This is a genomic window from Nonomuraea sp. NPDC049637, from assembly GCF_040675235.1.
GTDB lineage: Bacteria > Actinomycetota > Actinomycetes > Streptosporangiales > Streptosporangiaceae > Nonomuraea.
In genome coordinates, this window is sequence record NZ_JBFAOM010000030.1 from 63,286 (window position 1) to 88,605 (window position 25,320).

Below are 25,320 nucleotides of genomic sequence, written 5' to 3' on the forward strand. Positions count from 1 at the left end.
GCTGTGCGCTCACAATGGCAGATCCCTCAGATGTCCGCAATGTTTCGACATGGGATTGCAAGATAACGACTAGGTCACCGGAAGAGCTTCTCAGGACGAGCCGCGCACCCGCCCCGTCGAGGCCCTGACCACCAGCTCCGGGTCGAAGAGCAGCTCGTCGGCGGGCACCACGTGCTTGTCGATCTGGGCGATGAGCAGGTCGACGGCGGCCCGGCCCATGGCGTCGATCGGCTGGCGCACGGTGGTCAGCGGCGGGTCGGTGCAGTTCATCAGGGCCGAGTCGTCGAACCCGACCACCGAGACGTCCGCCGGCACCGACAGGCCGGCCCGGCGCACGGCCCGCACCGCGCCGAGCGCGAGCATGTCGCTGGCGCACACGATGCCGGTCACCCCCCTGGCCACCAGCCTGGCGGCCGCCGCGTGGCCGCCCTCCAGCGAGTACATGCTGTGCTCGACCAGCGCGGGATCGACCTGGCCCGCCACGGCGGCGAGCTTGCGCCGGGACGGCACGTGGTCGCGCGGCCCGAGCACCAGGCCCACCCGCTCGTGGCCGAGGCTGCGCAGGTGGCCGAGCGCGATCTCGGCGGCCACCACGTCGTCGGCCGACACCTGCGGGAACCCCAGGTGCTCGACGGCGGCGTTGACCAGGACGGTCGGCAGTCTGCGCTCGTAGAGCAGCTCGTAGTGCTCGTGGGAGGCGTCGGCCTGGGCGTAGTGGCCGCCGGCGAAGACGACGCCGCTGACCTGCTGGGAGAGCAGGAGGCTGACGTAGTCGGCCTCGCTCACCCCGCCGACCGTGCGGGTGCACAGCACGGAGGTGAAGCCCTGCTGGGCCAGGGCGCCGCCGACGACCTCGGCGAACGCCGGGAAGATCGGGTTCTGCAGCTCGGGCAGCACCAGGCCGACCAGCCGGGCGCGGTCGCCGCGCAGCCGGGTGGGGCGCTCGTACCCGAGCACGTCGAGGGCCGTGAGCACGGCCTCCCTGGTGGCCTCCGACACGCCGGGCTTGCCGTTGAGCACCCGGCTCACGGTCGCCTCGCTCATGCCGACCTTCTTGGCCACGTCTCCGAGTCGTCGGGTCATGCGCAAACTATACGGCCAGTCCCGCAAAGACTTGCAACAGCTTGCGCCCATCCTTGCGGGCGATGGGCGGGTTTTCCGCCGCTTCCGCAGGGGGCACGACCTGCTTCGTTCGCCGAGCCCACGAAATCACGTCATAGTCGATTATTTGCGAAACGAAGTTGAAACATTGCGGATTTCTAGGAGTCAACTTAAGGTGCGGGCAACCCTCCCAGCCCGACGAGAGGTGACACCCCCCATGAGACGCAAGCCCTCCCTCTTACGACCGCTCGCGGCGGCCGTGGCCGTCGCCCTGGCCCTGATCGGCTGGACGGCTCCGCCGGCCGCGGCCGCGGGCCCGAACCTGGCGGCCGGGAAACCGGTCACGGTGAGCAGCACCACCGACGTCTACGGCGGCGGCAACGCCACGGACGGCGACCAGGCCACCTACTGGGAGAGCGCCAACAACGCCTTCCCCCAGTGGATCCAGGTGGACCTCGGCTCCGCCGTCAGCGTGAACGAGGTGGTCCTGAAGCTGCCCTCCACCTGGGAGCCCAGGACGCAGACGCTGACGGTGCAGGGCGGCACCGAAGGCTCGCCGCTCACGACGCTCTCGGCCTCGGCCGTGCGCACGTTCGCCCCGGCGGCGACGATCACGTTCACCGCGGCGACCGTCCGGTACGTCCGGGTGACCGTCACCGCCAACACCGGCTGGCCCGCCGCCCAGGTGTCGGAGTTCGAGGTGCGCGGCCCCGGCTCGGGCGACACCCAGCCGCCGTCCGCGCCCGGCGGCCTGGCCTACACCGAGCCGGTCGCCGGCCAGATCAGGCTGACCTGGACCGCCGCCACCGACAACGTGGGCGTGACCGGCTACGACGTCTACGCCAACAACGCGCTGCGCGGCAGCGTCGCCGGGAACGTGCTGACCTACACCGACGCCCAGCCCGGCACGCTGACGGTCTCCTACCAGGTCAAGGCCAGGGACGCGGCGGGCAACCAGTCCCCGGCGAGCAACACCGTCACCCGCGTCGGCAGCGGTGGCGGCGGCTCCAACCTGGCCGCCGGCAAGCCCATCACCGCCTCCTCCTACGTGCACACCTACGTCGCCGCCAACGCCAACGACAACAGCGTGACGACGTACTGGGAGGGCGCGGGCGGCAGCTATCCCAACACGCTGACCGTGCAGCTCGGCGCGAACGCCGACGTCTCCTCGGTCGTCGTCAGGCTGGACCCGGCCGCCGTGTGGAGCACCCGCACCCAGACGTTCCAGGTGCTCGGCAGGGAGCAGGGCGCCTCGGGGTTCACGAACCTGGTCTCCTCGGCGGCGTACACGTTCGACCCGGGCTCGGGCAACACGGTGACGGTGCCGGTCGGGGCGCGGGTGGCCGACGTGCGGCTGTCGTTCACGGCCAACACCGGGGCCCCGGCGGGGCAGGTGGCCGAGCTGCAGGTCATGGGCGTGCCCGCGCCGAACCCCGACCTGACCGTGACCTCGCTGTCCTGGTCGCCGCAGGCGCCGGTGGAGACCGACGCGGTCACGTTGTCGGCCGTGGTCAGGAACGCCGGCAACGCGGCGTCGGCCGCGACCGACGTCGCCTTCTCCCTCGGCGCCGGCAAGGTCGCCACCGCCAACGTGGGCGCGCTGGCCGCGGGCGCCTCGGCGACCGTGACCGCGAACATCGGCGCCCGGGAGGCCGGCAGCTACCCGGTCACCGCCAAGGCCGACGACGCCGGGACCGTCATCGAGCAGAACGAGTCCAACAACTCCCTCACCGGCCCGTCCCCGCTGGTCGTCAAGCCGGTGGACACCTCCGACCTGGTCGCCGCGCCGGTCTCCTGGACGCCGGGCAACCCGGCCGCCGGCAGCACGGTCGCCTTCTCGGTCGCGATCAGGAACCAGGGCACGGTGGCCTCGGCCGCCGGCGCGCACGGCGTCACGCTGACCGTCGCGAACGAGGCGGGCACGGTCGTCAGGACCCTGACCGGCGCCCACAGCGGCGCGATCGCGGCCGGCGCCACCACCGCCCCCGTGTCCCTGGGCACCTGGACGGCCGCGGGCGGCCGCTACACCGTGAAGACCGTCATCGCGAACGACGCCAACGAGCTGCCGGTCAAGCAGGCCAACAACACCAGCGTCCAGCAGCTCTTCGTCGGCCGCGGCGCGAACATGCCGTACGACATCTACGAGGCCGAGGACGGCGTGACCGGCGGCGGCGCGCAGGTCGTCGGCCCGAGCAGGGACGTCGGCACGGTGGCCGGCGAGGCGTCGGGCCGCCGCGCGGTGACGCTGAACCAGACCGGCTCCTACGTCGAGTGGACCACCAAGGCCGACACCAACACCCTGGTCACCCGCTTCTCCATCCCGGACGCCCCGGGCGGCGGCGGCACGAGCTCGACCCTGAACATCTACGTCAACGGCGCCTTCCACAAGGCCATCGACCTGACCTCGAAGTACGCCTGGCTGTACGGCGCGGAGGCGAGCCCCGGCAACTCGCCCGGCGCCGGCCCGGCCCGCCACATCTACGACGAGGCCAACGTCATGCTGAACGCCACGGTCCCCAAGGGCAGCAGGATCAGGCTGCAGAAGGACCCGGCCAACAACACGACCTACGCCGTCGACTTCGTCAGCCTGGAGCAGGTCTCGCCGGTCGCCAACCCCGACCCCGCGCACTACGCCGTGCCGGCCGGGTTCTCCCAGCAGGACGTGCAGAACGCGCTGGACAAGGCGCGCCAGGACGCCGGCCTGACCGGCGTCTACCTGCCCCCGGGCACGTACCAGACGACGGGCAAGTTCCAGGTGTACGGCAAGGCCGTCAAGGTGGTCGGCGCGGGCCCCTGGTACACCAGGTTCGTCTCGCCCGCGGGCCAGGACGGCACGGACGTCGGCTGGCGCACCGAGGCGTCGTCGAACGGCTCGACGTTCGCCGGGTTCGCCCACTTCGGCAACTACACCTCGCGCATCGACGGCCCCGGTAAGATCTTCGACCTGTCGAAGGTCTCGAACATCACGATCGACGACCTCTGGGTCGAGCACCAGATCTGCATGTTCTGGGGCACGAACGTCGACCACGTGACGATCAGGAACTCGCGCATCAGGAACACCTTCGCCGACGGCGCGAACTTCACCAACGGCAGCACGAACAACCTGATCACCAACGTCGAGACCCGGGCCACCGGCGACGACAGCTTCGCGCTGTTCGCGGCGATCGACAACGTCAACGCCGACCAGTCGGGCAACGTCTTCGAGAACATCACCTCGCTGCTGACCTGGCGGGCCGCGGGCGTCGCGGTGTACGGCGGCCAGAACAACGTCGTGCGCAACGCCTACATCGCCGACACCCTGGTCTACTCGGGCATCACGATCAGCTCGCTGGACTTCGGCATCCCGATGCGGGACTTCGGGCCGGGCCAGACGAAGTTCGAGAACATCTCGCTCGTCCGGGCCGGCGGGCACTTCTGGGGGCAGCAGACGTTCCCGGCGATGTGGATCTTCTCCGCCTCCAAGAAGTTCACCGCGATCCGGGTCACCGACGTGGACATCGTGGACCCGACCTACAGCGGGATCATGTTCCAGACCGCCTACTCCAGCCCGAGCACGCCGCTGAACCCGGTCACCGACACCGTGTTCACGAACGTGTCGATCTCGGGGGCGCGGCGCAGCGGCGACGCCTTCGACGCCAAGTCGGGCTTCGGCATCTGGGTCAACGAGCTGCCCGAGCCGGGGCAGGGCCCCGCGGTCGGCTCGGCCACGTTCGGCAATCTGCGGCTGAGCGGCAACGCGACCGACATCCGCAACACGACGAGCACGTTCACGCTCAATGTGAACTGAGCGCGTCCGGAGGCGCCGTCCGGGTCCGCGGGGGCCCGGACGGCACGTCCGCGATATGACCCAAATGGTATGCAAGCTCCGTGGACAACTTTAAAGTTTCTTTACATAATCCGATGAACCCGCTGGTCGCGGGCCCGCGCTCGGGCGACGAAAGGGTTGTCCACCATGAAGCGAACGCGCCGTCTCCTCGTCGTGCTGCTGGCCTCCGTCCTGGCGGCACTGGGCGTCCTCGTCGTCCAGACCTCCGCCCAGGCGGCCAACCTCCTCACCAATCCGGACTTCGAGACCGGATCCCTGTCGCCGTGGTCGTGCACCGGCGGGCTGGGGTCGGTGGTCTCCACCCCGGTCCACTCCGGCACCAAGGCGCTGGCCGCGGCGGCCAGCGGGTCCGACACCGCGCAGTGCACCCAGTCGGTGTCGGTGCGGCCGAGCACGACGTACACGCTGAGCGCGTGGGTGCGCGGCAGCTACGTCTACCTCGGCGTGACCGGCGGCTCCTCGTCCTGGACGTCGTCGGCGGGGGCGTACACGCAGCTCACCGTGTCGTTCACGACCACCGCGAGCCAGAGCACCGCGGTCATCTTCCTGCACGGCTGGTACGGCCAGGGCACCTACTACGCCGACGACGTCAGCTTCGACGGCCCCGGCGGCACCGCCTCCCCCACGATCACCCCGACGGTCACCCCGACCGTGACCCCCACCGTCACGCCCACGGTGACGCCCACCGTCACCCCGACCGTGACCCCCACGGTGACGCCCACCGTCACCCCGACCGTGACGCCCACCGACACCACCTGCCCGACCAAGCCGCGGCCGGCGGGCAAGGTGATCCAGGGCTACTGGGAGAACTGGGACGGCGCGATCAACGGCGTGCACCCGCCGCTCGGCTGGATCCCGATCACCGACCCGCGCATCAAGGCGCACGGCTACAACGTGATCAACGCCGCGTTCCCCGTCATCCGCTCCGACGGCACCGTGTTGTGGGAGGACGGCATGGACGCCACCGTCAAGGTCGCCACCCCGGCCGAGATGTGCCAGGCCAAGGCCGCCGGCGCGACGATCCTCATGTCCATCGGCGGCGCGGCGGCCGGCATCGACCTCGGCTCCAGCGCCGTCGCCGACCGGTTCGTGGCGACCGTCGTGCCGATCCTGAAGAAGTACAACTTCGACGGCATCGACATCGACATCGAGACCGGCCTGACCGGCGGCGGCAGCATCACCCAGCTCTCCGCCTCGCAGTCGAACCTCATCCGGATCATCGACGGCGTGCTCGCCCAGATGCCGGCCGGGTTCGGCCTGACCATGGCGCCGGAGACGGCGTACGTGACGGGCGGCAGCGTGACGTACGGGTCGATCTGGGGCGCGTACCTGCCGATCATCAAGAAGTACGCCGACAACGGCCGCCTGTGGTGGCTGAACATGCAGTACTACAACGGCAGCATGTACGGCTGCTCCGGCGACTCCTACTCCGCCGGCACCGTGCAGGGCTTCACCGTGCAGACCACCTGCCTGAACAACGGCCTGACCATCCAGGGCACGACGATCACCGTGCCCTATGACAAGCAGGTGCCGGGCCTGCCCGCGCAGCCGGGCGCCGGCGGCGGGTACATGGCCCCCTCGCTTGTCTCGCAGGGCTGGAACGCCTTCAACGGCCAGCTCAAGGGCCTGATGACCTGGTCGATCAACTGGGACGGCTCGAAGGGCTGGACGTTCGGGGACAACGTCAAGGGCCTGCAGGGCCGCTAGGGACAGGACGCGGCGGCCTTCCGGCGCGCCAGGGGCGCCGGAAGCGCCGCCGTGTCCGCGAGATAACGCTTGGCTGTGAATCCGGCCCACTGGTTTGCCGCGTTTGCGGGGGCATGGAACGCTCTAGGCAAAAAGCGCCGAGGACCAGGTGGGGATTCAGGTGTCAACAGTAAGCGGGAGGGCGGCGGCGCGGCGTTCCGGCCGGTTGGCCACCTGCGTCATGGGGTTCGCCGCCATGGCGCTGCTCGCGGCGGGCTGCTCCCTCGGCGCCACCGCCGACCAGGAGACCACCGGCGCCCAGCCGCCGCAGACGTCCTCGCCCGCCGCCACCGCCGAGGCGCTGAAGCCGCCGCCCGTGGACGCCGACTGGCCGCGCTGGGGCCTGACCCACACCGGCGTCAGCGCCAACAACATCACCCCGCGCCTGGAGCAGGACGTCGCCCGCGCGCTGTCCGAGACGCCGATGCTGCAGAACCAGCACATCATGGGCTTCGGGGCGCTCAACCCCGAGCCGCGGCGGGGCGAGTACTTCTGGGAGGACCTCGACAGCCGGACGAACTTCATGCGGGAGTCCGGCGGCATCGGCGTCATCACGCTGTGCTGCGCCCCCGACTGGATGAAGGGCGGCCCCGAGGGCCCGACCGAGGAGTCGGCCTGGAAGGAGCACCTGGAGGACGCGCCGTACCCGGAGCACTTCGACGACTTCGCCAAGCTGGCGGCGACCGTGGCCGAGCGCTACCGGGACGTGAAGTACTTCATGGTCTGGAACGAGTTCAAGGGCTTCTGGCGGGACCACGCGAAGCCCGCGGACTACAAGGGCTACACCGAGCTGTACAACAAGGTGTACGACGCGGTGAAGGCGGTCCGTCCGGACGCCAAGATCGGCGGCCCGTACCTGGGCTTCGACAGCGACAGCAAGGGCGACACCGAGCTGCGCGGCCCGTGGGGGGCGGTCAACCAGCACGCCCTCGACGCCTTCGAGTACTGGTTCAAGCACAAGAAGGGCGCCGACTTCGTCGTCGTGGACGGCGCCTCCCCCACCGAGACCCACGAGCTGCTGCCGGACGCGTTCGGCGCCCTGGGCAAGTTCGGCGCGATCACCAAGTGGCTGCGCGAGAAGACCGGCGACCTGCCGGTGTGGTGGTCGGAGTGGTACTTCGTGCCCGAGGACGGCACCGTCTGGGACGAGCCCATGCGGCTGGCCGTGCAGGCCGTCTCGATGATGGAGTTCGCCAGGAGCGGCGCGAGCACCGCCCTGTACTGGAACCCGCAGGCCAAGGACGGCGAGTGCCGGGCCTGCATGTGGGACCCGCGCACGGGCGCGCTGATGCCCACCGGCAAGCTGGTGAGCGACTTCACCCGCTGGTTCCCGGCGGGGGCCGAGCTGGAGCCGGTCACCTCCGCCGACCGGCGGGTGCGGGTGCTGGCCCAGCCCCGGCGACTCCTCGCCGTCAACACCGCCGGCAAGCAGGTCACCACGACGGTGGACGGCAAGGAGCTGACGCTCAAGCCGTACGAGATCAAGTGGAGCGACCGCTAGCCGCGAGGCGGCGCGGCGGTGATCGCACGGGCGAGATGGCGGTCCGGTATGACGGCCGCCATTGATCGGGCTGACTCGCCTTGACACGATGCGCAAGGTCCCGTGTGAATCCACCGAGGGAACTTGCGCATGTTGAAGCTCCGACCAGGGCTGAGCGCGCTCGTCGTGATCGCGTCGCTCAGCCTGACGACGCCGCCCTCGCAGGCGGCCCCGCGCGGCGCGCCCGCCTGCGCGCCCGGCACGACCGTCACCACCGACTCGGGCCAGGTGTGCGGGATCGCGGGCGAGGGCCTGCGCTCCTGGCTCGGCATCCCCTACGCCGCCCCGCCCGTCGGCGACCTGCGCTGGACGCCCGCGCGCCGGGCCACGCCCTGGCCCGGCGTGTTCTCCGGCACCGGGCGGGGCAGCCCGTGCCCGCAGGCCGAGCTGCTCGGCTCCCCCTCCGAGGACGAGGACTGCCTCAAGCTCAACGTCGCCGCCCCCGAAGGGGCGCGCGACCTGCCCGTCATGGTGGAGTTCCACGGCGGCGGCTTCCGCTACGGCGCCCCCTCCGACGGCTCCTACCTGGCGAAGGCCGGCGGCGTCGTGCACGTCGGCGTCGGCTACCGGCTGGGCGTCCTGGGCTTCCTGTCCCACCGGGCCTTCGGCCGGAACGCCGGCAACTACGCCCTGTCCGACCAGCAGGAGGCGCTGCGCTGGGTGCGGCGCAACATCGCCCGTTTCGGCGGCGACCCCGGCAACGTGACGATCTTCGGGGCCAGCGCCGGCGGGTCGAGCGTCTGCGCGCACACGGCGTCGCCGACCGCGAAGGGCCTGTTCGAGAAAGGCATCGTGCAGAGCGGCGAGTACAACTCGCTGCGCGGCGTGAACACCTTCTGGCAGCCGCAGGACTGCAAGGCCGAGCTGCCCACGCAGGCCGAGGCGCAGGCCCAGGGCGGCCGGTTCGCCGCCGCGCTCGGCTGCGAGCAGGCCGCCGACCCGGCCGCATGCCTGCGGTCCAAGCCGGTCAAGGCGCTGCTCGACCAGTCCGGCGACGGGCTCGGCCCGGACCGCGGGACGATCGCCCCCATCGTGGACGGCCGCATCCTGACGATGTCGCCGTCCCGGGCGTTCGCCAGGGGCAAGGTCAACAAGGTCGCCCTCATGCACGGCGTCGGCCGCGACGAGGTCCAGCTCCCCGCCGCGAACACCCCGGACGAGTACGAGACCCTGGTCCGCCGGCAGTACGGCCCCCTCGCCCCCGAGGTGCTCGCCCGCTACCCGCTGGCCAGGTTCCCCGCCCCGGCGGCGTTCATCGCCTACCGGACGATCGTGGCCGACAGCAACTCGGTCTGCCCTGCGCTGCTCAACGACGAACGGCTGGCCGCGCACCTGCCGGTGTACGCCTTCCAGGTGGACAACACCGACGCGCCGCCGCTGTTCTTCCTCGACCGGACCAAGCCGAACGGCGCCTTCCACATCAGCGAGGCGCCCTTCCTGTACTCCGACGTCAAGGACCTGGACGCCAACCAGCGCTCCTTCGGCGCCCAGCTCGTCGCCCAGTGGACGGGCTTCGCCCGTACCGGCGACCCGACCGCGGAGGGGACCCCGCTGTGGCCCCGGTACACCCGCACCGATCCCGCCGTCATGTCCCTGGCCCCGGCCGGTGACAGCCAGGTGACGCGGGAGATCGCCAGGCAGCACCAGTGCGCGTTCTGGAACAAGGAGGCGACCTCATGATCCGGCTGCTGACCGCGCTCTGCCTCGCGCTGCTGCAGGGCCCGGCGCCCGCGCAGGCGGCGACCGGCGGCGACTGGCCCATGTGGCAGCAGGGCCCGCTGGGCTGGCGGCACAACGCGGCCGAACGCGCGATCAACCCGCGCACGGTCGGCGGCCTCGCGTTGAAGTGGGCTTTCGCCTATCCCAAGGAGGCCGGCACGCCGCGCAGCCAGCCCGCCGTCGTGGGCGACACCGTGTACTTCGGCTCCCCCGAAGGCAAGCTGTACGCCAGGGACGCCGCCACCGGCGCCGCCCGCTGGGAGTTCGACCTGGCCACCGTCGGCACCGGCCGCACCCAGGTGCAGGACGGCCCGGCCGTGGCCAGGGGCAAGGTGTACTTCGGCGACGTGCGCGGCTGGTTCTACGCCGTGGACCAGCGCACCGGCCGGCTGGCCTGGGCCCGCCGGCTCGACGACACCGTCACGGCGATCGTGACCAGCTCGCCCCTGGTCTTCGGCGACCGCGTCTACGTCGGCGTCTCCAGCGGCGAGAACATCCTCGGCAAGGAGCACGCCTGCTGCACCTTCCGCGGCCACCTCGACGCCATGGACGCCGACACCGGCCGCCCGGTCTGGCGCTTCAACACCGTCCCGAAGGCCCGCCAGGACGGCACCTGGCCCAACGGCGTCCCCCGGTACGCCCCCTCGGGCGGCGGCGTGTGGAGCTCCCCGGCCCTCGACCCGCTCACCCGCACCCTGTACGTCGGCACCGGCCAGAACTACACCGGCAGCGCCGGCCACTACGACTCGGTGCTGGCGCTGGACATCGACACCGGCCGGCCGCGCTGGACCCGGCGGATGACCGACGTGGACACCTGGCGGCTGGAGTGCTCGCTGCCCACCCCCGAGGACCGCGAGTACTGCCCGAACCTCCCCGACGGCACCGCGCTCGACTTCGACCTCGGGGCCGCGCCCAACCTGTTCAGGGCGGGCGGGCGCGCCCTGGTCGGCATCGGGCAGAAGGCGGGCGTGTACCACGTGCTCGACGCGCGTACCGGGAAGATCGTCTGGCAGCGGCAGCTGTCCAAGCCGATGCCCGGCGGCGGCCTGTCCGGCGTCCAGTGGGGCACCTCGTTCGACGGGCAGCGCCTGTACGTGGCCACGTACATGGCCCAGCCCGGCACCCTGTTCGCCCTCGACCCGGCGACCGGGCACCTGCTGTGGGAGACGCCCAACCCGGCCGACGGCTGCGCCACCGGCGGCGCGGCCCAGTACCCGAACGTCTGCCGCCTCGGCCACACCCCGGCCGTCTCCAGCACGCCCGGCCTGGTCTGGGAGGGCAGCATGGACGGCAAGATGCGGGCCTACTCGGCGCGCACCGGCGAGGTCGTGTGGGCCTACGACACCATGCAGGAGGTGCCGGGCGTCAACGGCCTGACCGGGCGCGGCGGGGCCGTCTCGGGCGGCGGCGGGGCCGTGGTGTCGCACGGCATGCTGTTCGTCCAGTCGGGGTACTCCTTCACGCCGTACCCGAACCCGTACGGGTCGGTGTTCCTGGCCTTCAGCCTTCCGTAGGCGCCGCCGGGGCGGTCGAGCCGCGCACCACCAGCTCGGTCGCCAGCTCGACGTGGTGGGAGTCGATCCGCTCGCCGGCCGCCAGCCGCAGCGCGGTGCGCAGGGCCGCCCGGCCCATCTCGCGCAGCGGCTGGCGCACGGTGGTGAGCTGCGGCGAGGCCATCCGGGCGATCTGGGTGTCGTCGAAGCCGACGATGCTCAGGTCCTCCGGGATGCGCAGGCCGCGCGACCTGGCGGCCTCCATGACCCCGAGCGCGATCTCGTCGCAGCCGGCGAAGATCGCGGTCGGGGGCTCCGGCAGGTCGAGCACGCTCGCGCCGTTGACCAGGCCGTCCTGGTAGTGGAAGTGGGCGGTGCGCACGTAGCCGGGCGGCTCGGGCGCGCCGGCCGCCTCCAGCGCCGCGCGGTAGCCGTGCAGGCGGGCCTGGTTGCAGGCCGAGGTCGGCGGGCCGCCGATGTAGGCGATGCGGCGGTGGCCCAGGGACAGCAGGTGCTGGGTGGCGGTCAGGCCGCCGGCGAAGTTCGTCGAGCCGACGCTGGTCACGCTGGTGGTCGGCAGGTTGAGCGGGTCGATCACGACCAGCGGCAGCCGGGCCCGCGTCAGCGCCCCGAGCTGCGCGCCGGTCAGCTCGCTGGTCACCACGATGAGCGCCCGCCGCCCGGCGGCCACCAGGTCGCGCGCCCAGCCGCCGGTGCGCTGGTGGCTCTTCCTGATGCTGACGACGACCGACGTCTCCAGCTCGTCGCCGGCCTCGATCGCGCCGTGGATGATCTCGGTGGAGTAGGCGTTGAGGTCGTCGTCGAACTGCACCTCGACCGTGGCGGGGCCGCCCGCCTCGCCGCGGCGCGGCGTGGCGGGCACGTAGTCGTGCTGCTGGAGCAGCGACTGCACCAGCGAACGGGTCGCCGGGGCCACGTCGCTGCGGCCGTTGAGCACCTTGGAGACGGTGGCGACGGACACGCCGGCCGAGGCCGCGACGGTGGCCAGCGTGGCGCGCCTAGGAGCCGGCATCTGTTCCTCCTCGGATCTCCACGGGTGTGACCAGCCGCCTGCCCGCGCCGGCGGGCCGCGCCGGGCCGGTCAGCCGGACCACGCCGCGGCACGGCAGGTCGGCGGCGGACGTGCCGACGAGCACCTCGACGTCTCCCGGCTCCACGACCCGCCGCAGGTCGCGCCCGGTGAAGGCGGTCCTGTCGGTGTGGACGAGGAAGGAGACCCGCCTGCTCTCGCCCGGTTCGAGGCGGACCCTGGCGAAGCCGGTGAGCTGCTTCACCGGCCTGGTGACCTGGGCGAGGACGTCGTGCAGGTAGAGCTGCACGACCTCGTCGCCCGCCCGGCCGCCGGTGTTGGCGACGCGGACCGAGACGGTGAACTCGCCGTCGGTCGGCACCTCGGCGGCGCTGATCCGCAGGTCGCCGACCTCGAAGGTGGTGTAGGAGCGGCCGTGCCCGAAGGGGAACAGCGGGGTGGGATCGAGGTTGCTGATGCCCTTGCTGTCGGCTCCGAGCGGGGGCTGCAGGTAGGTGCCCGGCTGCCCGCCAGGATGGCGGGGTATCTGCACGGGAAGCTTGCCTCCAGGCTGGACACGACCGCTCAGTATACCGGCGATCGCCCCGCCGCCCTCCTCTCCCGGCATGAACGCCTGGACCAGCCCGGCGGCGCCGTCGTGCACCTCGCCCAGCGCGTACGGGCGGCCGGAGACGACCACCACGACGACCGGCGTGCCCGTCGCGAACAGCTCGGCCAGCAGGTCGGCCTGGAGGCCGGGCAGCCGCAGGTCCTCGGCGTCGCAGCCCTCGCCCGACGTGCCCTGGCCGAACAGGCCGGCCAGGTCGCCCACGACCGCGACGCACAGATCGGCCGCGCGGGCGGCGGCGGCCGCCGAGGCGAACCCGGACCGGTCGCCGCCCTGGACCGCGCAGCCCGGCTCGTGCACGATCTCGGCGCCGGGCAGCTCGGCGCGCAGCGCGTCCAGCACGGTCGGGGCCTCGACGCCGAGCCCGAGCCCGGGGTAGCGGGGCAGCACGTGGTTGGGGAAGGCGTAGCAGCCCATGAACGTGCGCGGGTCGTCGGCGCACGGGCCGACGACGGCGATCCGGCCGAGGTCCGCGCTCAGCGGCAGCGCGGTCCCGGCGTCCAGCAGCACGATCGAGCGTTCGGCCAGCTCGCGGGCGAGCGCGCGGTTGGCGGCCGAGTCCAGCTCGACGTCCTGCGCGCCGGCGACCGAGCCCTCCGGCGTCCAGCCGGGGTCGAGCAGGCCGAGCTGCACCTTCTGGGTGAGCAGCCGGCGCGCGGCGCGGTCGATCAGCGACTCGGGCAGCTCGCCCCGGCGCACCCGCTCGACCAGGTGGGCGCCGAAGCCGAGGGTGTCGGGCAGCTCGACGTCCACGCCGGCGGCCAGCGCCTGCGCACCCGCGTCCGCCGGATCGGCGGCCACCTGGTGCATGGTCGCCAGGAACGGGACCGCCCAGTAGTCGGACACGACGGTGCCGGTGAACCCCCACTCCTCGCGCAGCAGCTCGGTCAGCAGCCAGGAGTCGACGGCGGCGGGCACGCCGTCCACGTCGGAGTAGGAGTTCATCACCGAGCGGGCGCCGCCCAGGGTGATCGCCGCCTCGAACGGCGGCAGGATCATGTCCATCAGCTCGCGGCGGCCCATCGGGACCGGGCCGTGGTTGCGGGCGGCCCGCGAGGCCGAGTACCCGGCGAAGTGCTTGAGCGTGGCGATCACGCCGGCGCTCTCCAGGCCGCGCACGTACGCCGCGCCGAGCATCGAGACGAGGTACGGGTCCTCCCCCATCGTCTCCTCGACCCGGCCCCACCGGTAGTCACGGACCACGTCGAGCACCGGGGACAGGCCCTGGTGGGCGCCCACGGCGCGCATGTCCCGCCCGATGGCCGCGGCCATGCGCTCGACCAGGCCGGGGTCGAAGGTGGCGGCCCAGGCGATGGCCGCCGGGTAGACGGTGGCGCCGTAGGTGGTGAAACCGGTCAGGCATTCCTCGTGCACGAGGGCGGGGATGCCCAGCCTGGACAACCCGACGACCTCGCGTTGCAGCCGCACCACCTCGGCGGCGCCCTCGGCCACCGTCACCGGGACGCTGCCGAACACCCGGGTCAGGTGGCCGAGCCCGTGCCGGGCGGCCTCGCCCAGGGGCACGGTGCCGGAGGCGGCGAAAACGTCCTGCATGGGGGCCACGTTGTGGGTGCCCGTGCCGTCCGGGTCGGGGGCGGGCGCGGCCTCCTCGTGCGCCATGTCGTTGCCCACCCACCGGCTGCCGAGCTGGGCGACCTTCTCCTCCAGCGTCAACTCCTGAAGGAGGGCCTCGACGCGCTCGGCCACGGGAAGCGCCGGGTCCAGCCACGGACCGAGGACCCGATCCGCCGGGGTCCGATCTAGAGCCGTCATGAACTGCACTCCTTCAAGAGTTCTGCCGCAAAATTTCGAAATGTTTCGGAGCTGGGCCTGCCACCTGCACAATGCCGCAACTGGCGCAGAATAGCCAGCTAGATGCCCGCGCGAGATTACTACACAGGACCGCCCGGCGCCCAGATCCGGTTTCCGGGACAGGGTCTTGACAGGGTAATGGTCGAAATCTAGATTGACGTGCCGCGCGGTCATGTCGCAAATGTTTCGACTAGTTCACTCAACGGCGAGCGGACGAGCGGCATTGGGGGGTTTGCCGATCCGACCGCCGGCCAACGCGTCCCAAGGACAACCGAGCCGCGGCCAGGCCACGGCACTCGAGTACGGAGATCAGCGTGGAGACCAGGACAACCTCTCGCCGCACCTTCCTCAGCCTCTCGATGGGGCTGCCCCTGGGAGCCGCGCTCGCCGCCTGCGGCACGTCGGGCCCCACCCGCGCGGGTGGCGGCGGCCCGACCGGCGGTGGCGGCGGCGGCGCCAAGGCCACCTACTGGTACCTGTCGGTCGAGCCGCAGGAAGGCGTGCGCCGCCGGGCGATCGAGCGCTTCAACAAGGCGAACCCCACCACCCAGATCGAGGGCACGGCGTTCCAGAACGACGCCTACAAGACCAAGATCAAGACGGCCATCGGCGCCGGCCAGGCCCCCACGCTGATCTGGGGCTGGGGCGGCGGCACGCTGCGCAGCTACGTGCAGGCGGGCCAGGTCGAGGACCTCACGTCCTGGTTCTCCGAGAACGCCGCCGTCAAGGACCGGCTGTTCCCCTCCTCCTTCGGCGCGGCCACCGTGGACGGCAAGATCTACGCGATGCCGTGCGAGACCGTGCAGCCGATCGTCCTGTACTACAACAAGGAGGTCCTGGAGAAGGTCGGCGTGCAGCCGCCGACGACCTGGGGCGAGATCATGGACATCGTGCCCAAGATCAACGCCAAGGGCATCGCGCCGTTCTCGCTCGGCGGGCAGTCGCGCTGGACCAACATGATGTGGCTGGAGTTCCTGTTCGACCGGATCGGCGGCCCCGAGGTGTTCCAGGCGGTGTTCGAGGGCCAGAAGGACGCCTGGTCCCACCCCGCCGCCCTCGACGCCCTGACCAAGATGCAGGACCTGATCAAGGCGAACGGCTTCATCAAGGGCTTCTCCTCCATCACCGCCGACTCCAACGCCGACCAGGCGCTGCTCTACACCGGCAAGGCCGCGATGATGCTGCACGGCGGCTGGACGTACGGCGGCATGAAGAACGACGGCGGCGACTTCGTCCCCGGCGGCCACCTCGGCTACATGAACTTCCCGCCCGTGGACGGCGGCAAGGGCGACCCGAGCAACACCGTCGGCAACCCCGGCCAGTACCTGTCGATCTCAGCCAAGGCCACGCCCGAGCAGAAGGAGATCGCCAAGAAGTTCTTCACCAGCGGCGTGCTCGACCAGACCGAGGTCAAGGAGTGGGCGGACACGGGGGCCGTCCCGATCGTCAAGGGCGCCGACGCCGCCTTCGCCTCCTCCCCCGACGCCGAGTTCCTGAAGTTCGTCTACGGCATCGCCAGCAACGCCAAGACCTTCGCCCAGTCGTGGGACCAGGCGCTCAGCCCGACCGCCGCCGAAGTGCTGCTGGACAACATCGCCAAGCTGTTCCAGCTGTCCATCTCGCCGCAGCAGTTCCAGACGAACATGAACGCGGTCATCGGCAAGTGAGCGTGATCCCGATCCCCGCCGGGCGGCGGGCGCCGGCGGCGGCCGGGCGAGGGGGCCGCGGCTCCCTCGCCTGGCTGGCCGTCCCGGCGTTGCTGCTCTTCGTCGCCTTCGGCGTGATCCCGCTGGCCGGGGTCCTCGTCCTCAGCTTCACCTCCTGGGACGGGCTCGGCGACATCGGCTTCGCCGGCCTGTCGAGCTGGCAGGCCGTGCTCGCCGATCCCGGGCTGCCGCACGCGCTGTGGGTGACGTTCCTGGTGATGGCCGCGTCCTGGGCGGTGCAGACGCCGGCCAGCATCCTGCTCGGGGTGTTCCTGGCCGGTCAGCAGCGCTATCGGGCCGTGCTGTCGGTGTTCTACTTCATCCCGCTGCTGCTCAGCTCGGCCGCCATCGCCATCACCTACAAGGCGCTGCTCGACCCGAACTTCGGGCTCGGCGCCGGGCTCGGCCTGGACCTGCTGGCCCAGGACTGGCTGGGCGAGCCCGTCCTCGCCTTCAGCGTGGTGATCTTCGTGGTGTCGTGGCAGTTCATCCCGTTCCACTCGCTGATCTACCAGGGCGGCGTGCGGCAGATCCCGCGCTCGATGTACGAGGCCGCCCAACTCGACGGCGCGGGCCGGGTGCGCACGTTCTTCAGCATCACGCTGCCGCAGCTCAAGTACACGATCATCACGTCCTCCACGCTGATGGTGGTCGGGTCGCTGACGTTCTTCGACCTGATCTTCGTGCTGACCGCCGGCGGTCCCGGCGACGCCACCCGGGTGCTCGCCCTGGACATGTACAAGCGGGGGTTCCAGGCCAACCTGATGGGACCGGCCAGCGCGATCGCGGTCATCCTCGTCCTCGTGGGCCTGGCGCTGGCGCTGCTGCTGCGCCGCCTGGGCGGCCGCGACGCCGCGGCGAGCCAGCTGGAAGGGGCCTGACATGGCGACCACGCTGACGAAACCGGCGCGGCGGGCCGCCGAGGCGTCCCGGCGGGCGGGCGGGCCGGCCGCCGCCCGCCGCAACTGGGTGGCCGGGGTGGCCGGGTGGATCTGGCTGGCGATCGTGGTGGTCCCGATCTACTGGATCGTCATCACCAGCTTCAAGGAGCAGAGCTCCTACTACGCCTCCAACCCGCTGGCGCCGCCGGCGGAGCCGACGCTGGGGGCCTACAGGCTGGTGCTGGAGTCGGACTTCGCGCTGTACTTCCTCAACAGCCTCCTCGTCACCCTCGGCGCGGTGATCCCGGCCGTCGGGGTGTCGTTCATGGCGGCGTACGCGATCGTGCGCGGCGGCGGGCGGTTCCTGCGCGGGGTGAACTCGCTGTTCCTCATGGGGCTGGCGATCCCGCTCCAGGCCACGATCATCCCGATCTACCTGATCATCATCCGGCTGCGCCTGTACGACTCGCTGCTGGGCATGATCCTGCCCTCCATCGCGTTCGCGATCCCGCTGTCGGTGCTGGTGCTGTCCAACTTCATCAGGGACGTGCCCAAGGAGCTGTTCGAGTCGATGCGGCTGGACGGCGCCACCGACTGGGGCATGCTCTGGCGGCTGACGTTCCCGCTGACCCGCCCGGCCGTGGTGACGGTGACCATCTACAACGCGCTGACGATCTGGAACGGCTTCCTGCTGCCGCTGATCCTGACCCAGAGCCCGGACAAGCGCACGCTGCCGCTGGCGTTGTGGACGTTCCAGGGCCAGTACAGCGTGAACGTGCCCGCCGTGCTGGCCTCGGTCGTCCTGACCACGCTGCCCATCCTGATCCTCTACGTGGTGGGCCGCCGTCAGCTGCTCAGCGGGCTGACCGCGGGCTTCGGCAAGTGAGCGACGGCCCTCCCCCGCTCCTGCCGGGGAGGGCCGTCCGCCGCGGCGCGCACCAGGGCCTCGGCGGTCCCGGCCAGGGCGGCGCGCGCCCGCGGCCGACCGGCCGGCGGCGCGGCGCGCAGGGGCGCCAGCAGGCGCACCTCGACGGCCAGCCGCCGGGTCGCGGCCACCCGCAGCACCGAGGCGAGCAGCGAGTCCTCGCCCACGTAGCAGGCGCGGGTCGAGGGCCGGCCGTCCTCGCGGTAGCGCAGCGCGGCGGGCCGTACGGCGGCGCCCGCGTCGATCGCCGCCTGGAACACCGCCGGCCGGAAGTCGCCCATGCCGAGCCCGCACCACGTGGTGCCCTCGGGGAAGGCCACGACGGAGTCGCCCGCCCGCAGCGCCGCGGCCACGGCGGCGACCGCCGACGGCAGCGCGGACAGGCGTTCCCTGTCGATGAACAGCGCGCCCGAGCCCGCGGCCAGCGTGCGGACGGCCGGCCAGGCGGCGATCTCCCGCTTGGCCAGCGGGCGCGAGGGCACGGCGGCCGCGATGACCAGCGGGTCCAGCCACGACACGTGATTGGCCACGACCAGCTCCCCGGTCTCCCCACGTCCCCCTGAACCCGCGGCCCCGCCCCCCACCCCGGCCGCATTCGGCGGCCGGGTCGCCTCCGCCGCCTCCTCGGCGACGAGGTCCAGACGGATGCCCAGGGCGCGCAGCAGCAGCCGGGCCCACGTTCCGGTGACGCGCGCCCGCACGGCCGGGCCGGCGTGGCGGAGGGACAGCGCCGCCGGCACCCCGGCCAGCACCACCACGGCCGCGGCGAGCAGCCGCAGCGCCCGGCGGGCCGCCCCCGCCGCGACGACCGCCGCACCCACGCACATGTCCGGCGTGCACGGGCCCGTACGCAGCCACGGGCCGGTCACGGCGTCCCGCCCAGGAAGTGACGCAGGTAGCGGGTGTTCACCTGGGCCATCGAGAGCAGCACGAAGAAGTCGGCCGTGCCGAAGTCCCGGTCGTGCGCGGGCGGCCCGCACACCCACGCGCCCAGCCGCAGGTAGCCGCGGAGCAGCGCGGGCGGCACGAACCGGTCGGAGCGCGGCGCGCCGCCGTCCGCCCAGGGCACGTACGGCGTGACCCGGTGCTGCTCGGGGCCGAGCGGCACCCGCCCGGCCACCCCGGCCGCCAGCGCGCCGCCGTCGTCGAGCGGCACCGAGCAGCAGCCGGCCAGCCACTGGTGGCCGCCGCTCACCATGTACCGGGCGATCCCGGCCCACATCAGCGCGACCACCGCGCCGTCCCGGTGGTCCGGGTGCACGGTGGTACGTCCTGCTTCGACGAGGTCATTGCGGATGGGGGCGAGGGCCCGCAGGTCGAACTCGCCGTCGGAGTAGAGCCGGTCGGACCGCCCCGGCGGCAGCAGCCGGTACGTCCCCACCACCCGCCGCCCCTCCCGCACCAGGAGGTGGTCGCAGTAGGCGTCGAACCGGTCCACGTCGAGGCCGGAGACCGGGCTGTCGAGCCGCGCCCCCATCTCCTCGGCGAAGACCTCGTACCGCAGCCGCTGGGCCGCCTGGAGGTCGGCGGGGCTCGTGGCCATGCCGACCGTGTACCGGCTCGTGTCAAGAGAGATCGTCATGGGCGCGGGGTCCTTCCCTGAAAGCGTCTCGCGACCATGTCGTCATGCCGACATGACGGCGGGCTCTCTCGTCGGGGGCACCCAGGCGTCGGAGCGGTGAACTAGCTCGCGGCCTCCTTCTCGCGGTCGCGGCGGTTGGCGTACAGGCTGGTCAGGGTGACCGTGGTCAGGACGGCGACGATCACGCCGAGCGAGGCGAGCGTCGGGATCTGCGGCATCCAGTCCCAGACGCCGTGCGCCCAGTGCAGGACGAGCTTGACCCCGATGAAGGCCAGGATGACGCTCAGCCCGTGGTTGAGGTGGCGCAGCTTGGTCAGGACGCCCTGCAGCACGAAGTACAGCGCCCGCAGGCCCATCAGCGCGAAGGCGTTGGTGGCGAAGACCAGGAACGGGTCCTCGGTCACGCCGTACACGGCCGGCACGGAGTCCACGGCGAAGACGATGTCAGTCCCCAGGACGGCGACGGCGGCCAGGGCCAGCGGCGTCAGGGCCAGCCGCCCGCCCTCGCGCACGGCCAGCCGGGAGCCGCGGTAGTCGTCGGTGACCGGCACGAACCGGCGCACCAGCCGGACGCTGCGCATGTTGGAGATGTCCACCTGCTGCTCGTGGCCGCCGAGCACGTCCTTGAGGATCTTCCCGGCGGTGACGATGAGGATCGCGCCGAACAGCAGGAACGCCCACGTGCCGCTCTGCAGGGCGGCGGCGCCGAGCCAGATGAAGACGCCGCGCAGGACGAGCGCGCCGACGATCCCGTACAGCAGGACCTGCCGGGCCAGCGCGGGCGGGACGGCGAAGGCGGCCAGCAGCAACATGAACACGAACAGGTTGTCCACCGACAACGACTTCTCCACCACGAACCCGGTGAAGAACTCCACGGCGACGCCGCCGCCGTGGTCCGCCCACAGGTAGCAGCCGAAGATCACCGGCAGCACCAGGTAGAACACCGACCAGCCGGCCGCCTCGCGCATGCGGACCTCGTGCGGGCGCCTGGTCAGCAGAAGATCCAGCGCCAGCAGCAGCACGAGCCCGGCGATCGCGACCAGCCAGAGAGTGGGCGTGGCGATGGTGGTCAGGGCGGGGGCAGCCTGCAATGTGCCCGGGGGCATGGGTCCTCCTCGAACGCGCGTCATCGTTCGAGGTCTCCTTCGCCCGTGCGCCGATCGCGCGGGCGGCCGCCCGGGGACGTCTGGGACGTCCGTACTGACCGGGCCGGCGCTTGCGAAGTACTCCCCTCGGCACCCTCAGCCTAGGCTAAGTCACGACATGTCACCACCCGTTGGCCCGCCCCGTCTGCCATCAGGCGCAGGGCCCTCGCCACCGGCGGAAGGTGACGACCACCTGACTGGCGGGCGGAAAAGCGCTGACTGGACCATTTACCGTTAGGAAACTTTCCTTTATATTTGGGAGCATCCCCCAGCATGAAGGAACGGTGACATGCGCAGAGTATGGACCTTCTTAGCCATGGTGGCGGTCTCCGTCGCCACCGTCGTCGCCCTCTCCCCGCCGGCCTCGGCGCACGGTTACATCTCCGACCCGCCCAGCCGCCAGGCCAACTGCGCGGCCGGCAAGGTCAAGAACTGCGGCCAGATCATCTGGGAGCCGCAGAGCGTCGAGGGGCCCAAGGGCCTGCGCAACTGCAGCGGCGGTGACCCCCGGTGGGCCCCGCTGGACGACGACAGCAAGGCCTGGCCCGCCGCGTCCGTCGGCGACACGGTCAACTTCAAGTGGCTCATCGAGGCCCGGCACGCCACCAGCACGTGGGAGTACTACGTCGGCGGCACAAGGATCGCGGTCTTCGACGACCACGGCAGGCAACCGGGCTCCACGGTGACCCACTCGGTCAGCCTGGGCGGCCGGACCGGGCGCATCAAGCTGCTGGCCATCTGGAACATCGCCGACACCGAGAACGCCTTCTACAACTGCGTCGACCTGCAGGTGGGCCCCGGCGGCCCGACGCCGACCCCCACCGCCACCCCGACGCCGACCCCCACGCCCACCCCGACCCCCACGGTGACCCCGACCCAGGGCCCGACCGGCAACTGGACGGCGGGCACCGCGTACAAGTCGGGCGACCAGGTGGTCTACAACAACGTCACCTACCGCTGCCTCCAGCCGCACACGGCGCTGCCCGGCTGGGAGCCGCCGAACGTGCCCGCCCTGTGGCAACGGGTGTGATCGTCTAGCTCCGGTGCGCGGGGGCGGTGCGGTCGGCCATGATGGACGGGCCGGCCGCACCCCCCTTCCGGAAGGACGTCCATGAAGCGACCTCTCCTCACCGTCGGCGTCGTCGCCGGGGTGGCGGCGGCCGTCTGGGGAGTCGTCCTGCTGCTGTCGGCGACGGCCGAGCAGCCTCCGGCCAGGCAGCGACTGGCCGTCGCCCCGCTGGTCGTGCGCGACAGCGTGATCGTCGACGGCGGCGGCCAGGTCGTCGAGAAGCTCGCCGCCGACTGCGCGGCCAGCCGCCACCCCGCCTTCTGCCGCCGGGTGCACGACGAGCTGACCGCGATCGATCCGCGGCTGCTCACCCGGGGCGGCCTGGTCGTGGCAACCACCCTCGACCCGCGGGCGCAGCGGGCGGCGCAGCGGGCCGTCGAGGCGCGGGTGCGCCCCGGGGACACGCCGGTCGCCGTCGAGGCCATGGTGGCGCCGGGCGGCGGCGAGATCAGGGCGCTGGCGGCCAGCCGCGGCGAGGGCGCGCACGCCCTGCCCCAGGGCTCCACGGCGATGGCGTACACGCTGGCCGCGGCGCTGTCGGGCGGCTTCCGCTACGACGACGGCTTCCCCCGCGCCCGCTCCTTCCAGGCCACCGGCTACGCCTCCTTCACCAACTGCAGGGGCGAGAACGTCGGCGACCCCGCCCACACGATCATCGGCCCCGGCGGCGACGACGGCGGCGCGTTCACCACCCTGCGCTCGGCCGCCCGCGACGTGCCGAACCCCTTCTTCCTGCGGCTGGAGGAGCGGGTCGGCCTCTGCCGGACCGTGCGCATGGCGCAGCGGCTCGGCCTCGCCCGCCCCGACGGGACACCGCTGCAGGAGTACGAGACGTTCACGCTCGGCATCAACGAGGCGGACACCGTCACCGTCGCCGCCACCTACGCCACGCTGGCCGCCCACGGCCTGCGCTGCGCGCCGAGGGCGGTCAAGGAGGTCCGCGACGGCTCCGGCAAGGTCCTGCACGCCCTCGCCCCACGGTGCGAGCAGGTTCTGGACGCGGCCGTCGCCGACGCGGTGACCGGCCTGCTGCGGACCGGCGGGCTCGGCCGCGACGCGGCGGGCCTGGCGGGCAGGATCCCCGACTTCCGGTCGGCCTGGTACGCCGGTTACACCCCCGACCTGGCCACCGCCGTCAGCCTCGGGTTCCCCGACGAGTCCGAGCCCCGCACGTTCCCCGACGGGTCCCAGCGGCGCCCGCCCACCGCCGGGCCCGATCGGCCCACGCTCACCGGCCTGACCGTCGGCGGACGCCGCTACGACACCGTGGACGGCACCACCGTCCCCGGCCCCATCTGGCGCGCCTCGATGGCCGAGGCGCTGCGCGGGGCGCCGAAGTCCCGCTTCCCGGAGCCGGACGAGGCCCGCTTCGGCGGCTGCCGCCTGGCCTGCCCGCAGTAGGGCGTCAGCGCGCTTTCAGCAGCTCGGCGAGGCGGTCCATGGACTGGGCGCCGCCCTTGGGGCCGTCGGCGCGGACGATGGCGTCGCGCGCCTCCACGGACGGATGCACCGACCGGGCCACGTACCGGGTACGGCCGCCGGCCTCCTCCAGCCGCACGGTCTCCAGGGCCACCTCGCCCGGCGTGCCCTCGAACTCCCACGTGCGCACGTACCGCTCCGGCGGCACGACCGCGTGGTAGACGCCGCCGAAGGCGTACTCCCGGCCGCGGGCGTCGGTGTTGACGAAGCGCCACCGGCCGCCCGGCGCGACCTCCATGGCGTCCACCCGGGTGTCCAGCCAGTGGGGGCCCCACCAGCGCGGGATCAGCGCAGGGTCGGTCACCGCCCGGAACACCACGTCCCTGGGGGCGGCGAAGGCCCGGATCATGATGATGTCCTGGCGGCCGGGTTCGATGACGAATTCGGTCTCACCCATGGTCACGTCCTTCCTCGCTGTGCCGGAGCCTGCTGATCTCCTCGTCGAGCCGGTCGAAGCTGCCGGTCCAGCGTTCGCGGTAGCGGTCGATCCACGCGGAGGCGCCGTCCAGGGGCTCCGTCTCCAGGCGGCACGGCCGCCACTGCGCGTCGCGTCCGCGGCTGATCAGCCCGGCCCGCTCCAGCACCTTCAGGTGCTTGGACACGGCCTGCAGGCTCATCTCGAAGGGCTCGGCCAGCTCGTTGACCGTCGCCTCGCCGTCGGCCAGCCGGGCGAGGATGGCCCGCCGGGTGGGGTCGGCCAGGGCGGCGAAGGTGAGGCTGAGCTGGTCGTCGGGCATCGGTGCGTACGTTCCTTCCTGGGCGGTCCCGACCCTAATGGTCCACGATCGCGCCGCAGGAGACGTTCACGGTCGCCGACGTCATGGTCCGGGCCCGGTCGGAGGCGACGAACGCCGCCACGTCGCCCACGTCGGCGAGGGTGGCGAGCCGGCCGAGCAGGGTGGGCGCGCGCAGCTCCGCCTCCAGCGCGGCCTTGCCGGGGAACGAGTCGGGGATGCTCTCCGGCACGCCGCCGGTGATCAGGGTGACCACGCGCACGCCCTGCGCCCCGGCCTCGCAGGCCCACTGGCGGCGGATGCCCTCCATGGTGTCCAGCGACACCTTGAACCCGCCCAGCCCCGGCTGCGTCTGCGGCCCGCCGCCGCCGAACAGCAGGACGACCCCCGAACCGGCCATGTGCCGCACGGCGGCCCTGATGGTGAGGAACTGGGTGCGCGCGGCGACCTGGATCGGCCGCAGGAAGTCCTCGACGGAGATCTCGGCCAGCGGGCGCTGCACGTCCTGGACGGAGACGGCGTTGAACGAGACGTCGATGCGGCCCGCGCGGGCGGCCACCGAGCCGGTGAACGCGTCGACGGCCTGCTCGTCCAGCGCGTCCACGAGGGCGGTCTCCGCCGTGCCGCCGGCCGCGCGGATGTCGTCGGCGACCTCGTCGAGCGGGGCCCGGGTGCGGCCGGCCAGGAAGACGCGGGCGCCCTCGCGGGCGAAGGCGCGGGCCACCGCGCCGCCGATCGAGCCGCCGCCGCCGTAGACCACCGCGACCTTTTCTCGGAGCAGCATCTCTTCCTCCTTGTTCAACCCACTGGTTTATCAACCTACAGGTTGAGTACGCGGCGTTGTCAAGAACTGGACAGTCCTGGAGGCTCGATCCGATCTTGTCAGGACCCCGGGACGGTGTTA

General features: G+C 72.2%; 19 protein-coding genes. 10 read left to right on the plus strand and 9 right to left on the minus strand.

Annotated features, from left to right (window positions below):
• Positions 1 to 90 precede the first annotated feature (90 nt).
• Positions 91 to 1,083 (minus strand): LacI family DNA-binding transcriptional regulator, encoded by a 993-nt coding sequence (locus AB0J71_RS33330; RefSeq protein ID WP_352325891.1) that lies wholly within the window; start codon positions 1,081 to 1,083, stop codon positions 91 to 93.
• A 235-nt stretch (positions 1,084 to 1,318) separates the two neighbouring features.
• On the opposite strand from AB0J71_RS33330, the gene AB0J71_RS33335 reads away from it, so the two are divergent.
• From AB0J71_RS33335 to AB0J71_RS33355, 5 genes are all read left to right on the plus strand, one after another.
• The gene (locus tag AB0J71_RS33335) at positions 1,319 to 4,888 is read left to right on the plus strand and encodes a discoidin domain-containing protein (protein WP_364417849.1); all 3,570 of its coding nucleotides are present in this window, start codon (positions 1,319 to 1,321) and stop codon (positions 4,886 to 4,888) included.
• A gap of 165 nt (positions 4,889 to 5,053) precedes the next feature.
• Complete coding sequence (locus AB0J71_RS33340) at positions 5,054 to 6,634, plus strand: glycosyl hydrolase family 18 protein (RefSeq protein WP_352325889.1); 1,581 nt, start codon at positions 5,054 to 5,056, stop codon at positions 6,632 to 6,634.
• 160 nt (positions 6,635 to 6,794) lie between these two features.
• Positions 6,795 to 8,174 (plus strand): xylan 1,4-beta-xylosidase, encoded by a 1,380-nt coding sequence (locus AB0J71_RS33345; protein WP_352325888.1) that lies wholly within the window; start codon positions 6,795 to 6,797, stop codon positions 8,172 to 8,174.
• A 129-nt stretch (positions 8,175 to 8,303) separates the two neighbouring features.
• Positions 8,304 to 9,893, plus strand: coding sequence for a carboxylesterase family protein (locus AB0J71_RS33350; RefSeq protein ID WP_352325887.1), 1,590 nt, complete (start codon positions 8,304 to 8,306; stop codon positions 9,891 to 9,893).
• Entirely contained in the window at positions 9,890 to 11,446 is a 1,557-nt protein-coding gene (locus AB0J71_RS33355; RefSeq protein WP_352325886.1) for a PQQ-binding-like beta-propeller repeat protein, read from the plus strand. Before AB0J71_RS33350 ends, AB0J71_RS33355 begins: the two co-directional genes overlap by 4 nt.
• On the opposite strand, the gene AB0J71_RS33360 is transcribed toward AB0J71_RS33355, so the two are convergent.
• Together AB0J71_RS33360 and AB0J71_RS33365 are read right to left on the minus strand one after the other, a co-directional pair.
• The gene (locus AB0J71_RS33360; RefSeq protein WP_364336868.1) at positions 11,433 to 12,458 is read right to left on the minus strand and encodes a substrate-binding domain-containing protein; all 1,026 of its coding nucleotides are present in this window, start codon (positions 12,456 to 12,458) and stop codon (positions 11,433 to 11,435) included. The two genes, AB0J71_RS33355 and AB0J71_RS33360, sit on opposite strands and share 14 nt — an antisense overlap.
• Complete coding sequence (locus AB0J71_RS33365; protein WP_352328309.1) at positions 12,445 to 14,856, minus strand: glycoside hydrolase family 3 N-terminal domain-containing protein; 2,412 nt, start codon at positions 14,854 to 14,856, stop codon at positions 12,445 to 12,447. The genes AB0J71_RS33360 and AB0J71_RS33365 overlap by 14 nt, the downstream gene beginning before the upstream one ends.
• 353 nt (positions 14,857 to 15,209) lie before the next feature.
• Between AB0J71_RS33365 and AB0J71_RS33370 the strand changes: the two genes are divergently transcribed.
• Genes AB0J71_RS33370 through AB0J71_RS33380 form a run of 3 tightly spaced genes read left to right on the plus strand, consistent with a single transcriptional unit; the run spans position 15,210 to position 18,368 of the window.
• A complete protein-coding gene (locus AB0J71_RS33370) occupies positions 15,210 to 16,562 on the plus strand; it encodes an extracellular solute-binding protein (RefSeq protein WP_352328308.1) in 1,353 nt (450 codons plus the stop codon).
• The gene (locus tag AB0J71_RS33375) at positions 16,559 to 17,482 is read left to right on the plus strand and encodes a sugar ABC transporter permease (protein ID WP_352328307.1); all 924 of its coding nucleotides are present in this window, start codon (positions 16,559 to 16,561) and stop codon (positions 17,480 to 17,482) included. Before AB0J71_RS33370 ends, AB0J71_RS33375 begins: the two co-directional genes overlap by 4 nt.
• 1 nt (position 17,483) lies before the next feature.
• Entirely contained in the window at positions 17,484 to 18,368 is an 885-nt protein-coding gene (locus tag AB0J71_RS33380) for a carbohydrate ABC transporter permease (RefSeq protein WP_364417851.1), read from the plus strand.
• On the opposite strand, the gene AB0J71_RS33385 is transcribed toward AB0J71_RS33380, so the two are convergent.
• The 3 genes from AB0J71_RS33385 to AB0J71_RS33395 all read right to left on the minus strand — a co-directional run bounded on the left by AB0J71_RS33385 (position 18,329) and on the right by AB0J71_RS33395 (position 21,095).
• The gene (locus tag AB0J71_RS33385) at positions 18,329 to 19,276 is read right to left on the minus strand and encodes a lysophospholipid acyltransferase family protein (protein WP_364417853.1); all 948 of its coding nucleotides are present in this window, start codon (positions 19,274 to 19,276) and stop codon (positions 18,329 to 18,331) included. The two genes, AB0J71_RS33380 and AB0J71_RS33385, sit on opposite strands and share 40 nt — an antisense overlap.
• Positions 19,273 to 19,989, minus strand: a complete 717-nt coding sequence (locus AB0J71_RS33390) for a GNAT family N-acyltransferase (RefSeq protein WP_352327830.1) — start codon at positions 19,987 to 19,989, stop codon at positions 19,273 to 19,275. The genes AB0J71_RS33385 and AB0J71_RS33390 overlap by 4 nt, the downstream gene beginning before the upstream one ends.
• Positions 19,990 to 20,090: 101 nt before the next feature.
• Positions 20,091 to 21,095, minus strand: coding sequence for a TerC/Alx family metal homeostasis membrane protein (locus AB0J71_RS33395; RefSeq protein WP_364417855.1), 1,005 nt, complete (start codon positions 21,093 to 21,095; stop codon positions 20,091 to 20,093).
• Positions 21,096 to 21,423: 328 nt separating this feature from the next.
• On the opposite strand from AB0J71_RS33395, the gene AB0J71_RS33400 reads away from it, so the two are divergent.
• Both AB0J71_RS33400 and AB0J71_RS33405 read left to right on the plus strand, forming a co-directional pair.
• Entirely contained in the window at positions 21,424 to 22,164 is a 741-nt protein-coding gene (locus AB0J71_RS33400; protein ID WP_364417857.1) for a lytic polysaccharide monooxygenase, read from the plus strand.
• A gap of 81 nt (positions 22,165 to 22,245) precedes the next feature.
• Positions 22,246 to 23,604 (plus strand): hypothetical protein, encoded by a 1,359-nt coding sequence (locus tag AB0J71_RS33405; protein ID WP_364417859.1) that lies wholly within the window; start codon positions 22,246 to 22,248, stop codon positions 23,602 to 23,604.
• A 4-nt stretch (positions 23,605 to 23,608) separates the two neighbouring features.
• On the opposite strand, the gene AB0J71_RS33410 is transcribed toward AB0J71_RS33405, so the two are convergent.
• The 3 genes from AB0J71_RS33410 to AB0J71_RS33420 are packed head-to-tail and all read right to left on the minus strand — an operon-like array spanning position 23,609 to position 25,200.
• Positions 23,609 to 24,079, minus strand: coding sequence for an SRPBCC family protein (locus AB0J71_RS33410; RefSeq protein WP_352327826.1), 471 nt, complete (start codon positions 24,077 to 24,079; stop codon positions 23,609 to 23,611).
• Positions 24,072 to 24,419 carry a metalloregulator ArsR/SmtB family transcription factor gene (locus AB0J71_RS33415; RefSeq protein WP_352327825.1) on the minus strand — a complete coding sequence of 116 codons (348 nt, stop codon included), beginning with the start codon at positions 24,417 to 24,419 and terminating at the stop codon, positions 24,072 to 24,074. The genes AB0J71_RS33410 and AB0J71_RS33415 overlap by 8 nt, the downstream gene beginning before the upstream one ends.
• 34 nt (positions 24,420 to 24,453) lie before the next feature.
• Positions 24,454 to 25,200, minus strand: coding sequence for an SDR family oxidoreductase (locus tag AB0J71_RS33420; protein WP_352327824.1), 747 nt, complete (start codon positions 25,198 to 25,200; stop codon positions 24,454 to 24,456).
• Between the last annotated feature and the right edge of the window lie 120 nt (positions 25,201 to 25,320).